The organism is Paraplanobispora takensis, assembly GCF_016863195.1.
GTDB classification, from domain to species: Bacteria; Actinomycetota; Actinomycetes; order Streptosporangiales; family Streptosporangiaceae; genus Planobispora; species Planobispora takensis.
Genome location: NZ_BOOK01000036.1, coordinates 78856 through 91311 on the forward strand (window position 1 = coordinate 78856; position 12456 = coordinate 91311).

13 protein-coding genes and 1 tRNA gene are annotated in these 12456 nt (G+C 68.3%); 4 read left to right on the forward strand and 10 right to left on the reverse strand.

Going from position 1 to position 12456, the window contains the following annotated elements; all coding sequences use genetic code 11:
• Positions 1-56: 56 nt before the first annotated feature.
• Positions 57-770: a response regulator transcription factor gene (locus Pta02_RS24680; protein WP_203877304.1), complete on the forward strand. Its 714-nt coding sequence runs from the start codon at positions 57-59 to the stop codon at positions 768-770.
• A 144-nt stretch (positions 771-914) separates the two neighbouring features.
• Here the strand turns inward: Pta02_RS24680 and Pta02_RS42005 are convergent, their stop codons facing one another.
• On the reverse strand, positions 915-1046 hold the full coding sequence (locus Pta02_RS42005) for a hypothetical protein (protein WP_275423608.1): 132 nt from the start codon (positions 1044-1046) through the stop codon (positions 915-917).
• Positions 1047-1201: 155 nt separating this feature from the next.
• The gene (locus tag Pta02_RS24685) at positions 1202-3007 is read right to left on the reverse strand and encodes a bifunctional metallophosphatase/5'-nucleotidase (RefSeq protein WP_203877305.1); all 1806 of its coding nucleotides are present in this window, start codon (positions 3005-3007) and stop codon (positions 1202-1204) included.
• 129 nt (positions 3008-3136) lie between these two features.
• Here Pta02_RS24685 and mshD point away from each other — a divergent pair, with 129 nt between their 5' ends.
• The gene (mshD, locus tag Pta02_RS24690) at positions 3137-4111 is read left to right on the forward strand and encodes a mycothiol synthase (protein WP_203877306.1); all 975 of its coding nucleotides are present in this window, start codon (positions 3137-3139) and stop codon (positions 4109-4111) included.
• A gap of 121 nt (positions 4112-4232) precedes the next feature.
• On the opposite strand, the gene Pta02_RS24695 is transcribed toward mshD, so the two are convergent.
• On the reverse strand, positions 4233-5237 hold the full coding sequence (locus tag Pta02_RS24695) for an inorganic phosphate transporter (RefSeq protein ID WP_203877307.1): 1005 nt from the start codon (positions 5235-5237) through the stop codon (positions 4233-4235).
• Positions 5238-5855 carry a DUF47 domain-containing protein gene (locus tag Pta02_RS24700; RefSeq protein WP_203877308.1) on the reverse strand — a complete coding sequence of 206 codons (618 nt, stop codon included), beginning with the start codon at positions 5853-5855 and terminating at the stop codon, positions 5238-5240.
• A gap of 207 nt (positions 5856-6062) precedes the next feature.
• Between Pta02_RS24700 and Pta02_RS24705 the strand changes: the two genes are divergently transcribed.
• Complete coding sequence (locus tag Pta02_RS24705; RefSeq protein WP_203877309.1) at positions 6063-7361, forward strand: MFS transporter; 1299 nt, start codon at positions 6063-6065, stop codon at positions 7359-7361.
• On the opposite strand, the gene dcd is transcribed toward Pta02_RS24705, so the two are convergent.
• Positions 7246-7821 (reverse strand): dCTP deaminase, encoded by a 576-nt coding sequence (gene dcd / locus Pta02_RS24710; RefSeq protein WP_203877310.1) that lies wholly within the window; start codon positions 7819-7821, stop codon positions 7246-7248. The genes Pta02_RS24705 and dcd overlap by 116 nt on opposite strands.
• Before the next feature lie 108 nt (positions 7822-7929).
• Between dcd and Pta02_RS24715 the strand changes: the two genes are divergently transcribed.
• A tRNA-Gly gene (locus Pta02_RS24715) sits at positions 7930-8003 on the forward strand.
• Between the two features lie 7 nt (positions 8004-8010).
• On the opposite strand, the gene Pta02_RS24720 is transcribed toward Pta02_RS24715, so the two are convergent.
• From Pta02_RS24720 to Pta02_RS24740, 5 genes are all read right to left on the reverse strand, one after another.
• Positions 8011-8436, reverse strand: a complete 426-nt coding sequence (locus Pta02_RS24720; RefSeq protein ID WP_203877311.1) for a type II toxin-antitoxin system VapC family toxin — start codon at positions 8434-8436, stop codon at positions 8011-8013.
• Entirely contained in the window at positions 8433-8678 is a 246-nt protein-coding gene (locus tag Pta02_RS24725; protein ID WP_203877312.1) for a hypothetical protein, read from the reverse strand. The genes Pta02_RS24720 and Pta02_RS24725 overlap by 4 nt, the downstream gene beginning before the upstream one ends.
• 323 nt (positions 8679-9001) lie before the next feature.
• Positions 9002-9286 carry a tyrosine-type recombinase/integrase gene (locus Pta02_RS24730; protein ID WP_203877313.1) on the reverse strand — a complete coding sequence of 95 codons (285 nt, stop codon included), beginning with the start codon at positions 9284-9286 and terminating at the stop codon, positions 9002-9004.
• Positions 9287-10588: 1302 nt separating this feature from the next.
• Positions 10589-10888 carry a helix-turn-helix domain-containing protein gene (locus Pta02_RS24735; protein WP_203877314.1) on the reverse strand — a complete coding sequence of 100 codons (300 nt, stop codon included), beginning with the start codon at positions 10886-10888 and terminating at the stop codon, positions 10589-10591.
• A gap of 5 nt (positions 10889-10893) precedes the next feature.
• Positions 10894-11217, reverse strand: a complete 324-nt coding sequence (locus Pta02_RS24740; protein ID WP_307837497.1) for a type II toxin-antitoxin system RelE/ParE family toxin — start codon at positions 11215-11217, stop codon at positions 10894-10896.
• Positions 11218-12456 lie beyond the last annotated feature (1239 nt).

Below are 12456 nucleotides of genomic sequence, written 5' to 3' on the forward strand. Positions count from 1 at the left end.
GACGCACGGGCCGCCGCGCGCGACGAACTGTGGGCGAGCCCGACGAAGGAGTGCCCTTGAGCAACCTCCTGCTTCTGACCAACGTCCTGGAACCCTCCTCCGAGGTGCTCCCGGCACTGGGGCTGCTGCTGCACTCGGTCCGCGTCGCCCCGGCTGAGGCGTCCGCACTGATCGACGCCCCGCCCGCCGACGCGATCCTCGTCGACGCGCGCCGCGAGCTCGTCCAGGCCAAGAGCCTGTGCAGGCTGTTGCGGACGACCGGAATCGACTGCCCCCTCCTGGTGATCGTCACCGAGGGCGGCCTGGCGGCGATGACCGCCGAGTGGGGCGCCGACGACGTCATCCTCGACAGCGCCGGCCCGGCCGAGGTCGAGGCCCGTCTCCGGCTGGCCGTGGGCCGGCTGAACCTGTCGGCCGCCGAGGAGGTGCCCGACGAGATCCGCAGCGGCGACCTGTCGATCGACGAGGCCACCTACACCGCCCGGCTCCGCGGCCGCGCGCTGGACCTGACGTTCAAGGAGTTCGAGCTCCTGAAGTATCTCGCGCAGCACCCCGGCCGGGTGTTCACCCGCGCTCAGCTGCTGCAGGAGGTCTGGGGATACGACTACTTCGGCGGCACCCGGACCGTGGACGTGCACGTCCGGCGGCTGCGCGCCAAGCTCGGCGCCGAGTACGAGTCGCTGATCGGAACGGTCCGGAACGTCGGCTACCGGTTCGTCCCCGAGCGCGGCAACGAGCACAGCGAGGACCGCGAGCCCGCCCGCCGCTGACCCACCCGCCCGGCGCCGAGGGAGCGCCGGGGAGCGGAGCCCTGCCCGGGCAGAGCCCCGCCGGACCGGGCCCGCCGGACGGCAGAGGGCACGTCCCGGATCCCGTGCTCCCCTCCGACGGCCCCCGGACGGCCGCCCTCCGCTCTAGACCTTGACGGCGGTCTCGAACTCGGCGCTGCCTTCGTAATCGGTCAGGAGGAACGGAGCGGAGACGGCCAGCGCGGTCATCACGGCCAGCAGGGCCTTCAGGACGGCAGAGTGTCTGATCTTCATCATGTCCGCCGACGGTAGGCCGGGCCCCTTGTGGATCACTTGGAAGCCACCGAAGCCGCGAGCGCCTGTCCGTCTGCCGATCCGCGCGACAGCGCCCGCGCCGTACCCCGTTCTCCGGCAGACGGCCCGCCGGGATCACCCGGCGGGCCGCCGTCACATCACGGAACGACCGTGATGTGGTTGGGGGTCGGAGGCGCGATCGGCGAGTTGGCCCCGAAGTAGGCGGCGAACGCGTCGATGTCGAGCGGTCCGCTCCAGAGGTCGGTGCTCTGCTTGAAGGTGTCGAAGGCGTCACCGCCGCCGACCAGGAAGTTGTTGGCGGCGACCCGGATGGACTGGGTGTCCGTCACGGGAACACCGTCGATCTTCATGTCGGAGATCTTCGAGCCCCACGGCGCGCTGGTGCTGTAGGTGTAGGTGAAGTTCGACGACGGCTGCAGGATCTTGGTGAACGCCTGCTTGTTGGGCCCGCCGACGAACTGCTCCTCCAGGATGGTCTTCAGCTGCGCGCCGGTCAGCGTGACGACCTGCACGAGGTTGTTGAACGGCTGGACCGCGAAGGCCTCTCCGTAGGTCACGACCCCGTCGCCCTCGCCCGCGGGGGAGCCGGCGTAGGTCAGGCTGGTCCGGACGCCGCCCGGGTTCATCAGCGCGATCTGGGCGTTGCCGCCGCTCTTGGCCGAGGCGAGCTGGCCGTCGGCGATCAGGTTGCCCAGCGGGGACTCGCCGGAGGCGACCGCGGTGTTGGTGATGTCCGCGGTGATGTTGCCGATCGGCTTGTTGGCGACCGAGGAGACGCGGTCCTTCCAGCTCTGGACGAAGGCGGAGATCTCCGGGTCCGGGGTGACGGTCCTGGTCACGACGTGGTTGTCGGCGACCACCGAGGAGCGCACGACGTCACGGGTGCGCGTGTCCACCTGGAAGTCGATCTGGGTGATCACCCGGCCGAACGAGCCGCCCTGGCTGTAGAGGCGCTGGCCGCCCTTGGGGTCGGTCACGGTGCACAGGTAGGCCTGGTGCGAGTGGCCGCTGAGGATCATGTCGATCTCGGCGTCCACCTGGGTGGCGATGCGGTTGCCCGCGCCGGGCACGGCGCTGCAGGCGTCGGGCGACTGGTTCGGGGTGACCTGGTCGCCCTCGTGCACCAGCACGACCTGCGCCTTGACGCCGACCAGCTTGAGCAGCCTGGAGGCGACGTTGGCGGCCTTGACCTCGTCGATGAACTCCAGGTCCTTGATGCCCTCGGTGCCGACGATGCTCGGGGTGACCTGGGTGACCAGGCCGATGAAGCCGACCGGCACGCCGTTCATCCAGCGGATGGAGACCGGGGGCAGCGCCGGGATGCCGTAGTCCTTCAGCAGCGCGCGCAGCGAGTTCGGGTTCGCCTGCCCGCCGAGGGCGGCCAGGGCCTCCTTCTCCGCGGTGGTGCTCTTCCGCTTGAGCAGGACGTTGGCACCGATGTAGTCGTACTTCGCGCCCTTCCACTCGCCGGCGGGCGAGCAGCCGTCCACCGGGTGGCAGCCGCCCTTCATGATGCGCTTGAGCTCGGCGTAGCCCTCGTCGAACTCGTGGTTGCCCACGGCCGAGGTGGTGATGCCGACCTTGCCGAGGAACTCCACCGACGGCTCGTCGTGGAAGGCCGCCGAGATCAGGGGGGTGGCGCCGATCAGGTCGCCCTGGGCGACCTTCAGCGTGTTCTTGTCCGAGAGCTGCTTGAGGTGGGTGGCGACGTAGGCCGCGCCGCCGGCCTCGACCGTAGCGCCGTTCTCGTCGACCATGCGGCCCGAGGACCCGGTCGGCGGCTCCAGGTTGCCGTGGAAGTCGTTGAGTGAGAGCAGGCGGACCGGGACCGTCCTGGCGGGCTTGTTGGTGTCGCCCGCCTCGGCCGGTCCCGTCGCGATCACGAGCCCGGCCGAGGCGAGAACGCCGGCCAGAGCCAACCGCTGGAAGGAACGAGACATCATGGACAATGACACTAGAGCTGCTATCTATGCAGGGAATGTCTGCAAGGTAACGATTCGTCCCGCTCTGAGCTGGCGTCTTTTGCCAGTCCGGTGATCCTTACGGGCCGGAACCCGCTTAGAGTCCAGAACATGAACGCGCGTGTGGAACATCGGGGACGACTCGACGAACAAGAGGTGGCCGCCGTTCTCGCGGTGGTCGAGGCCGCCACGGAGACCGACGGGGTCCGCCCCCTCAACGAACACGTGATGCTCCATCTGCGGTACGGAGGCGACGAGCGCGCGGGCGCGGCGCTCCTCTACGTGGATGACACCCTCGCGGGTTACGCGCACGTGGACCCCACGGACCCGGTCGAGGGGCCGAGCGGGGAACTGGTGATCCATCCCGCCTTCCGGCGGCGGGGCCACGGTCACCGGCTGCTGCAGGCCGTACTGGAGCAGACCGGGGGCAGGCTGCGGCTGTGGGCGCACGGGGGGCATCCGGGGGCCGAGGCCCTGGCCGCCTCGCTGGGCCTGGTGAAGGTCAGGGCGCTGTGGCAGATGCGGCGCTCGCTGTTCACCGCCGTCCCCGGGTTCGAACTGCCCGAGGGGGTACGGCTGCGCACCTTCGACCCGGAGACCGACGGGCAGGCCTGGGTGGCGCTGAACGCCCGCGCCTTCGCCGGTCATCCGGAGCAGGGGGCCTGGACGCTGGAGGACCTGAAGCGGCGCGAGCAGGAGTCGTGGTTCGACCCGGCGGGCTTCTTCCTCGCGGTGCGCGGGGACGGCGGGAGCGGCGCGGACGGCGGGAGCGGCGCGGACGGCGGGAGCGGCGCAGGCGGCGCGGACGGTGCGGACAGGCTGGTCGGTTTCCACTGGACCAAGGTGCACGGGGCGCAGGGTCACGGGCACGACCCGATCGGGGAGGTCTACGTGGTCGGCGTCGACCCGGCCGAGCAGGGCGGCGGGCTCGGCCGATCGCTGACGCTGGCGGGGCTGTCGCACCTGCGCTCCCTCGGCCTGGCCCAGGTGATGCTGTACGTGGACGAGAGCAACACCCCGGCGATCCGCCTCTACGAAGGGCTGGGGTTCACCCGCTGGGACACCGACGTGATGTACCGCAAGTGACGGTGCGGGCCGTACCCGGGGAGACACGGCACGGGCCGTGGCCTGGGGTGCACGGCCCGGCCGGACACGGAAAAGGTCCCGGACGGAGCGGGCGGCTCCGCCGGGACCCTCCGGTGCCGGCCTACTCGACCATCCAGTGCAGCGCGTAGTAGGACAGCGCGGCGACGAGCGCGGCGGCCGGGATCGTGAGGACCCAGGCGGTCACGATGTTGCCGGCCACGCCCCAGCGCACGGCCGACAGGCGCTTGGTGGCGCCCACGCCCATGATCGCGCTGGTGATGGTGTGGGTGGTGGAGATCGGCGCGCCGAAGCCGATGGCCGCGCCGTACAGGACGCTGGAGGCGGCGGCCTCCGCGGCGAACCCCTGGGGCGGGTCCAGGGCGATGATGCGGCGGCCGAGCGTGCGCATGATGCGCCAGCCGCCGGCGTAGGTGCCCAGCGAGATCGCCGCCGCGGCGGCCAGGATGACCCACTGGGGGATGGGGTCGCCCTCCTGGGCGTAACCGCCGACCACGAGCGCCAGGAAGATGACGCCCATGGTCTTCTGTGCGTCCTGCAGCCCGTGGCCGAGGGCCATGGCCGCCGCAGAGAGCGTCTGCGCGTGGCGGAAGCCGCGGTTGGCCTTGGCGGGGTTGGCCCGGCGGAAGATCCACAGAATCGCGATCATGATGGATCCGGCCAGCAGGAAGCCGACCAGCGGGGAGAGGATCATGGGGATGACGACCTTCTCCAGTACGCCGTCCCAGTGGATGACGCTCGCGGAGGCGAGCGCCGAGCCGATCAGGCCGCCGATGAGGGCGTGGCTGCTGGAGGAGGGCAACCCGAAGTACCAGGTGATGAGGTTCCAGGTGATCGCGCCGATCAGTCCGGAGCACACGATCACCAGGCCGTGTGAGCCCTCGGGGGCGTCGATGATGCCCTTGCCGACGGTCTGGGCCACCTGGGTGCCCAGGTGGGCGCCCAGGAAGTTCATGGCCGCGGCCATGAACAGGGCGGCCCTCGGGGTCAGCGCGCGGGTCGAGACCGAGGTCGCGATCGCGTTCGCGGCGTCGTGGAACCCGTTGGTGTAGTCGAAGATCAGTGCCACGACCACCACGCCGATGACCAGGGCGAGCGAGAGATCCACTTAGCTTTCCTTGACCGCGATCGACTCGATCGTGTTGGCCACGTGCTCGAACGCGTCCGCGGCCTCCTCCAGCTGGTCGATGACCTCCTTCATCTTCAGCACGGTGAGCGCGTCGTACTCACCGCTGAAGAGACGGGCCAGCAGCCGCCGGTAGACCTGGTCGGCCTGGTTCTCCAGACGGTTGACCTCGATCCAGTACTCGTTGAGGTTCTTCATCGAGCGCAGGCGGGGCATGGCCTCGGCGGTCAGCTCGGCGGCGCGCTCCAGGACCTCGACCTGCCGGACGACCTCCTTGGGGAGGTGCTCGATCTGGTAGAGGACGATGAGGTCGGCGGCCGCCTCCATGAAGTCCATCACGTCGTCGAGGTTGGCCGCGAGGCGGTAGATGTCCTCGCGGTCGAACGGTGTGATGAAGCTCTCGTTCAGCCGGTTCATGATCGCATGGGTGCGCTCGTCACCGGCGTGCTCGCAGGCACGCATCTTCTCGGCCAGGGCTTCCCTGTCCGAGCCGTCACTGATGATCTCGACCAGCAGGCGGGACGCTGTGACGAGGTTGTTCGCCGAGTCGGCGAACAAGCCGTAGTAGCTGTCCTCACTAGGTGTGAGACGCAGGCGCACGTCGTTCTCCAGATGTGCGGGGATGGTCCGCAGAGAAGAGTAAGGGTTACCAGCGGAAATGCGAACTTCACCCGCTAGACGTCCGCTCTTCGCTTTGTGGCTACCCTCCGTATGCCTGGCGACACCACGGCGGGCAGAGCTTGACGACATCTTTCCGGTGACCGATTTGCTGGTTTTTGACCATGTTATGCCGAATACTGGTCACATATGGGGGTCCGGGGAGCATGGCGGGAACGCCCGTTCCGCCTGCTCTGGTTCAGTCTGACGGCTTCTGTCGCCGCCGACCACATTTTCCCCATCGCCGTGGTGGTCTCGTTACTCAAGGGCGGCCACGGCGGCTCCGTGGTCGGCGTCGTGCTCGCCGGACGCCTCGTGGCGTTGGTCACCTTCGCGGTGTTCGGCGGGGTCTGGGCCGACCGCCTGCCCCGCAGGACCGTGATGACGGCCTCACAGTGCTCCCTGTTGCTCATCGTCACCGCGGTCGCTTTCTGGCCCGCTCCTCCACCGCTGGTCCTCGGCCTGGCGATCTTCCTCGCCGGCGGCACCGAGGCGTTCTTCCGCCCGGCCTTCCAGGCCTGCCTGGCCTCGGTCCTGCCGATCCGCCTGCACCGCACGGGCATCGGCCTGACCAGCGCCTCCTGGCGGCTAGGCGCCGCCGCCGGCTCGGCCCTGGGCGCCCTGACCGTCATGGTCCACGACTCGCGGGCGGCGCTCTGGCTCGCCGCGGCGGGCTTCGCGGCCAGCGCCCTGCTCCTGCGCCACGTGCAGGAACCCCCGGCGGCCCATGAGCAGCGGCTGCCCGTCTCGGTGGAGATCCGCGAGGGCGTGGCGGAGGTGTCGCGCCGGCCCTGGATGGCCACAGTGATCTCCGTCACCGCGCTCCACCAGACCCTCATCGTGGCCCCCGCGCAGGTGCTGCTCCCGGTCACCACCGTCTCTCCGTACAAGTCACCGCTGGAGGGCATGTACGGCCTCACCCTGGCGGCCCTGTCCCTCGGCGGCCTGATCGGCGCGATGATCGCCATGCGCCTGACCCCGCGCCGCCCCGGCCTGGTCGCCATGGTCGCGCTCGTGCCGTACGGGCTCGTGCCGCTCGTCCTGATGGAGCCCATCGTCCCCGGCTGGGTCTTCACCGGTTACCTGCTGGCCGGCATCGGCCTGGAGATCTCCGCCATCGAGTGGATCCTCGGCATGCTCCGCACCGTCCCGCCCGACCGTCAGGCCCGGGTGGCCTCCCTCGAATGGATGGCCGCGCTGAGCATGACCCCGCTCGCGCTCTCCCTGACGGTCCCCCTCGCCGACCTCATGGGCCGCGACGTCTTCCTGGCCGCCAGCGCCGCCACCGCCCTGCTGCCGCTGGCGGCCCTGCTCGTGCCCGGGCTGACCTCGTTCAGATCCGGGTGCGATGGAAGTTCAGGTACGAACGGCTCGGCGTCGGGCCCCGCTGCCCCTGATAGCGAGAGCCGTACCGCTCCGACCCGTAAGGGTGCTCGGCCGGCGAACTGAGCCGGAACAGGCACAGCTGACCGATCTTCATCCCCGGCCAGAGCTTGATCGGCAACGTCGCGACATTGGACAGCTCCAGCGTCACGTGCCCGCTGAACCCCGGATCGATGAACCCGGCCGTGGAGTGCGTGAGCAGCCCCAGCCTGCCGAGCGAACTCTTGCCCTCCAGCCGCGAGGCGATGTCGTCGGGCAGGCTGATGACCTCGTAGGTGCTCGCCAGGACGAACTCCCCCGGATGCAGGATGAACGGCTCGTCCCCGTCGGGCTCGACCAGCCGCGTGAGGTCGGGCTGCTCGGTCGCCGGATCGATGTGCGGATAACGGTGGTTCTCGAAGACCCTGAAGTAACGGTCCAGCCGCACGTCCACGCTGGACGGCTGGAGCATCTCCGAGTCGAACGGATCAAGCTTGACCCGCCCGGCCTCGATCTCGGCTCGGATATCACGATCGGAAAGCAGCACGTGGGCAACCTACCAACGCCCCGCCCCCGCATTCGCAGCGATTCCCGAGTCCGGGGAGGGCGAGAGCGCGGCGAATATCCGCTACAGTGGTGGACGCGGTTCACCGCTGCGGGTGTAGTTCAATGGCAGAACATCAGCTTCCCAAGCTGACAGCGCGGGTTCGATTCCCGTCACCCGCTCCAAAACCTCTCAAGCGAGTACGGCCGGCAGCAGCCTGAACGCCGGAATGTGCCGGGGCCGGATCAGAGTGAAGTCTCGGCGATCGAGCGTCGCGATCTGCGTGACATCCAACCGCTCAGCGATGGCGAGGACAGAAACATCCGCCGGATCAAGACGCGCGTCTTTGTAGAACCGGACGAGTTCGGCCATACGCCGCACGTCAGCAGGGCAGAGATCGACCAACTCGAACTCTTCCGTCACGAGATCAAGGAACTGGGCGTGTACGGCTGCCCCCATGTGCCTGTTGATCGTCCAACCGGCTTCGATGAGAACCGTCGAGGGCAGCAGCAGCGGCCCCTCCAGTTCCTCCAAGAGACGTACGCATGAGGCGTGGTGCTTGTCATCTCGGTCGACGACGGCGATCAGAGGGCCGGTGTCCAGAAGCGTGGGGGTCACACCGACCGATTGAACCGCTCCGCCAGCAGATTTTCGACCCGTTCCGACAGATCCCCTTCACCAGAGGCACCGATCCCCGCGATCGACAACCGCCGACGCCGAACCGGCTCATCGATCTCTTCATCCACGGTCTCAGCCAACTCCGGATCCGTCTTCACCAGACGCAGCAGACGACGCGCCTGGTCTGGAGAAAGCCGATCGACCAGATGGTGGAGTTCCTCGTGCGCGTGCCCGGCAGTCATACCCCTGAGTCTACGTAAGCGTCTGCGCTTGCCCCAGTCCAACTGCCGTATCAGCGGTGTCTTGACATCAAAGCTTCGTGCCAGATGCGTGCCAGAACGGGCGGGGAACCACGGTCACTCACGGGGACCCACGGTCAACCGGCCCGCTCTGACCTGCGCCCCGGTTTTCCCAGCTCAGTCCGGCATGATCAGTAACCGGTTCCCAAGCTGACAGCGCGGGTTCGATTCCCGTCACCCGCTCCACACACCAAGGCCCAGGTCAGGGAGCAAATCCCGACCCGGGCCTTGATTGTTTTCCGAGGCTGTTCGATCTTCCGTGCCCGTTACGTGCCCGATCCGTCTTGATCTTCGTCTTTCAGGGCGTCCTCGGCGAGCCTGCCCATGCTGTCGGCGATCTTCCGGTCTCGGTCGTTCTCGGTGTGCAGATAGATCAACGCCGCCCGGGTGGTGGAATGCCCCATCCGGTTCATCAGCTCGCGGAGCGTCGCGCCCGACTGCGAGGCGAACGTGTTGCCCGTGTGGCGGAGATCATGGAAGTGAACCCCGGAGATCTGCGCACTCTTGAGCGCCTTGGCCCAGATCCGGCTGAACGTCGGCCGGCGGAGCATGGCCCCCTTCGCCCCAGGAAGACGAACGCCTCATCGTGATCGGCGGTGTACTTCTCCAGGTGCGCGCGGAGTTCGGTGATCATCACTTCAGGTAAGGCCACCGTACGGAGACCCGCAGCCGACTTGGGCGGACCGGTGGTCACCGAGCCGTCCTTGAGTTCGGTGGTGGCCCTCACGACGACCGTCCGGGCCTCCAGGTCAAGGGCGGCGGCGCGACGCGCCGTACCCAACCGACGCGCCGCATCCAGACCCGCACCGCCGCCCGCCAGTTCGCTCCGACCACCGGCCCCGACCGCTACACGGCGCCTGCGGCGTCCTTCGGATCGGCGCCGGCCGCTCCACTCCGGGCCATGCTCCTACTCGATCGGCGCTTCCGTCGGCGAACTCCGATACTCACGGGCCGCCCGCCGATCCTCCGATGCAGCCCTGCGATGCCGATCAGCTCGCCCCTGATACGAGACCGCGTCCTCAACCCGGGCCAACACCTCAAACCAGGACGCCGCCCGCTCATGCGCCTCGGCCGCCGACAAATGCGCCTGCACCACCCGCGTCTCAGCCATCGCCCGATCGATTTCCGCCTGCTGCCTGCGCGCCTCGGAACGGGCCACACGCTCGGCGAGGGCATCTTGCCTCTTCCTCAGCTCAGCAAGCCGTACCGCAGCCTCCGCAGCCCGCTTCCTGGCCGCCTGCGCTTGCATACGCGCCGCCTCTACCAGGGCTAGACGCTCGTCAGGGCCCACCCTTCGATCGTCACACACACACACAAAACAGGGGCCACTCAGCCTCCGGCGGGGGCCTCGGCTCCGGGATGATCGCGATTCACCGAGCCGACGACCGTAGATGGCTCAGGTGGAGCCTGATCGTCCCGCCCGCCTCATCCCAGGCGGAGCCCAGCAGCCCGGCTCCTCCGACTCAAGCCCGCCTGTGACCGTTGGCGTCCGATGATCGAGGAATGGCCACCGGCTGAGGGACACACGAAGACGGGCGTGATCCTCCGTCGCCGAGCCGTACCCCTGCGGGGAGGGGCGGCGCAATGCCGGAGACCACCCGTGACGGGGTTACCTCCGTGCCCGTTGTGTGCCCGTCAGAAGAGTGATCAAAGGCGGCTCACGGGGAATCAGGGGAGCCGAAGCGCTCCCCCGCAGGTCAGCGTTTCCCCAGCTCAGCGACCAAGATCGTTAGAGCCTTCCCAGGCTGACAGCGCGGGTTCGATTCCCGTCACCCGCTCCAAGCTTGAAGGCCCAGGTCGGGAACCAAACCCCGGCCCCGGCGTTGATCCTTCCTGGGGCCGCTCCGGTGAGATCAACTCGCCTCACGCAAGGGCTGGAACTGGACGCTCAACCGCATCTCCAAAGCCTCTGCGAGGCGTTCCAGCATCGGGATGGTCGGCATCGTTCCTCCCGCTTCGAATCGCGCTACCGCCGGCTGCTTCAACCCGGTACGTTCGGCCAGTTCGGCCTGGGTCAGCCCGAGTTGCTCACGTCGCAGCCGCACCGCCTCACCAAGCTCGAAGCGGATTCTGGCCGCCTCGTACGCCGCCCCCGCGCCGGGACGGTTCATGATGTCGGCCTTCTTGCCGGCCCAAGCCCCGCGCTCCCCCATGCTGCTCACTCCTCATCTGCGGTGTGGGCCTCAGCGATACACCGCTGCATGGCCCGCCACGCACGCTCGATCTCGGCGGACTCACGCATCCGCCGCTTGCGGAACACCGTCAGCATGATGATCCGCCTTCCCGGAGCGATCCAGTAAGTGATCCGTACCGCCTCCCGGTGAAGGTAGAACCGCAACTCTCGGAGCTTGCCGCGAAGCTGACGAGTGCAGGGTTCGTCGAGCAGAACGCCACGCTCGGCCAATAGGTCGACGTAGAAGGCAGCCGTTTCCCGGTCATCCTGATCAAGCGCGTCAAACCACTCATCGATCTCCGGTTCCAGTTACACCTCTCCCCAGTTCATAACGTGGACGTTATAAAGCGAGCAAGTGCCACGTCCCGGGAACACCGGACACGGCATGATCCAAGCCAAGTGGATGACACGCGGAGCGGGCCAGGACGGGATGGCCGGGGGTGTACAGGGGTGTGCATAGGCGTGTAACGCACACCCTTTCCCGCCGCCCCGACGACTCAGGAGGCCGGGACCGTTCCTCCGGCAGGTCACTCCGTCTTGCCCCGGCTCCGGCCCGTTGCTTCTCCGAGCGGGTCGACGACACACGGCATACGGCCCGCACACTATCCATGCGGCCTGGGCACCGTTCTCGATCAGCATGGCTGCGAGCGCACCGGCCCTGCGTCTCTTCTCTCGCACTTCATCCGGAGGCGCGCCACGAGGACCGTCCGCCCTTCCGCATGCGCCCGGCGAAACTCCTCGGTCGCTCCCTCCTACGGCCCTCAGGAGGGACCGAAGGAGATCAGCATTTTGGTGGATCACCGCCGACCGCGTGGAGGGCATCGATGTACCCTCCACCGACGTCGAACCGGGTGATGTCCCCTGTCTTGTTCGTGGAGCACGTGGATCGTCTTCCCATGGGCATCCGGGACACGAGCATGTCGGCGGGAGCTGAGCCGTCGTCCCGGGAATGACGTCCCGGGTCCAGGCCATGAGCGTCGCCGCCGTTTCCCCGGTTGCAGGACCGTGTGCTCAAGGGCGATGACCGCGGCCACGGGCCGGGCCGTGAGTCCGGGGACCCGGTGGATTGAGGGTCCGTGGGTTCTGCACCACGAGCTTCGCGGGCGAACCGCAGAGGGGCGCCTACGCGGCACGGCCCTTTCTGCTCGTCGTCATGATGCCGCCGATCCCATGCCGCCGCGCTTCGGAGGACCGGAGGAACGGTCCGACCGCTCGCGAGCGGCCTCCGGCAGGGGTGCTCCGACTCCGGGATGATCTATCCGTCGGCACTCCGCCACCCGGCCGCTGCGATGTCGTCAGATAGCCCGGCCATCGGAAGGTTGAGCCCATATGACCAGATCGGTTAAACGCGCCCTCGCTGCTTCTGCGGCTCTGCTGACCTTGCCGGTCGCCGGAGCGTCCACCCCGTTCGACTCGTGGGTGTCGAACGCGGAATACGAGGCCACGTGCCGTCCTTACGAAGCCGGACTCAGCGGGGAATGGAACCGGCACAACGCCGATCACACCCCCGCGGGCACGGGGCCGCCCAAGCCTGAGGCGGCCGAAGTA